The organism is Rhizobium sp. PDO1-076, from assembly GCF_000247475.1.
In the GTDB taxonomy this organism is placed as follows: Bacteria; Pseudomonadota; Alphaproteobacteria; order Rhizobiales; family Rhizobiaceae; genus Allorhizobium.
Genome location: NZ_AHZC01000252.1, coordinates 1 through 1,715 on the forward strand (window position 1 = coordinate 1; position 1,715 = coordinate 1,715).

Sequence of the window (1,715 nt, forward strand, 5' to 3'; positions counted from 1 at the left end):
ACCCATGTCTGCAAGCCCGAGGACTTCCCGATCATGCCGGTCGAATATGCAGGCTTCACCCTGAAGCCAAACGGCTTCTTTGCCGGCAATATCGGTATGGATCTGCCGCCGGGCAAGAATGCCCACAGCAAGGATAATCGCGAGGTGGACTGCTGCGGCGCGACAGACGAGACCAAGAGTGGCTGCTGCCACTGATATATCAGAGCCGAATGCATCAATCAGCCATGGAGGCCCTCCTATGCCTACATGGCTGGTGGTGTTGCTGCCGGGCCGGAGCCGCCAGCCTATCTGATCACATCGCAGGGTTCTGACATCAAGACGCACCTTGCTTGACTGGAGCCTCAGTCAGCATCACCGCATGGCCGCTTCTGGCCTTGCTTCGGAAGCGGCCAAGCCTGCTGTCGTACCTTCGACGATTACTTGTCTCGGGCCTGGCTTTCTGGCTCAGAAGTCCCAGTCCTCGTCCTCAGTCGAGACTGCCTTGCCGATGACGTAGGATGAGCCAGAGCCGGAGAAGAAGTCATGGTTCTCGTCGGCATTGGGAGAAAGCGCCGACAGGATCGCCGGGTTGACCTTGCAGGCTTCCGATGGAAACAGTGCCTCGAAACCAAGGTTCATCAGCGCCTTGTTGGCGTTGTAATGCAGGAACTTCTTCACGTCTTCCGTCAGGCCGACACTGTCATAGAGGTCTTCGGTGTATTTCGCTTCGTTGTCATAGAGTTCGAGCATCAGGTCGAAGGCGAAGTCCTTGATCTCTTGGGCGCGGGCTTCCGTCTCTCGGTCCAATGCACGCCGGAACTTGTAACCGATGTAATAGCCATGCACTGCCTCGTCGCGGATGATCAGGCGGATCAGGTCGGCGGTATTGGTAAGCTTGGCACGGCTCGACCAATACATCGGCAGGTAGAAGCCGGAGTAGAAGAGGAAGCTTTCGAGGAAAACGGAAGCCACCTTCTTTTTCAGCGGATCGGCTCCATCATATTGCTGCATAATCAGGTGGGATTTACGTTGCAGGAATTCGTTTTCCTCCGACCAGCGATAGGCATCGTCCACATCCGGTGTCGAGCAGAGCGTCGAGAAGATCGAGGAATAGGAGCGTGCGTGTACCGCCTCCATGAAGGAGATGTTGGATAGCACCGCCTCTTCATGCGGCGTCTGCACATCTGCCATCAGGCGGATTGCGCCGACACCGTTCTGGATCGTGTCGAGCAGCGTCAACCCGGTGAAAACCCGGATCGTCAGCGTCCGCTCTTCGGGTTTCAGCGTGGCCCAGGAGGGAATGTCGTTCGACAGCGGCACCTTTTCCGGCAGCCAGAAATTCGAGGTGAGTCGGTTCCAGACTTCAAGGTCCTTGTCGTCCTCAATCCGGTTCCAGTTGACGGCGCGGATGGCACTAGACGCCTTTGCGGTCTTGGTCTTCACTTGAATGTTCATCTCGATCCCCAATGTCAAAGCGCGCAGGAAACACAGCCCTGCACTTCCGTGCCGGTCAGCGCCATCTGGCGAAGGCGGATGTAGTAGATGGTCTTGATGCCTTTTTTCCACGCGTAGATCTGAGCACGATTGATGTCGCGGGTGGTCGCAGTATCGCGGAAAAATAACGTCAGTGACAGGCCCTGGTCGACATGCTGGGTGGCTGCCGCATAGGTGTCGATGATCTTCTCCGGGCCGATCTCGTAGGCATCCTGATAGTATTCCACGTTATCGGTTGGTGA

2 protein-coding genes and 1 pseudogene are annotated in these 1,715 nt (G+C 56.6%); 1 reads left to right on the plus strand and 2 read right to left on the minus strand.

Annotated features, from left to right (window positions below; translation table 11 throughout):
- Positions 1 to 195: copper amine oxidase (locus tag PDO_RS14310; RefSeq protein ID WP_007602927.1), on the plus strand; the 195-nt coding region annotated here is incomplete at its 5' end.
- A 249-nt stretch (positions 196 to 444) separates the two neighbouring features.
- Here PDO_RS14310 and nrdF read toward each other — a convergent pair.
- Both nrdF and PDO_RS14320 read right to left on the minus strand, forming a co-directional pair.
- The gene (gene nrdF, locus PDO_RS14315; protein ID WP_007602928.1) at positions 445 to 1,434 is read right to left on the minus strand and encodes a class 1b ribonucleoside-diphosphate reductase subunit beta; all 990 of its coding nucleotides are present in this window, start codon (positions 1,432 to 1,434) and stop codon (positions 445 to 447) included.
- Positions 1,435 to 1,448: 14 nt separating this feature from the next.
- Positions 1,449 to 1,715, minus strand: a pseudogene (locus tag PDO_RS14320) (class 1b ribonucleoside-diphosphate reductase subunit alpha); the annotation flags it as partial.

Coding starts and splice junctions, on each gene's coding strand:
- nrdF (WP_007602928.1), bottom strand. CDS start 1,434: ATGAACATTCAAGTGAAGACCAAGACCGCAAAGGCGTCTAGTGCCATC.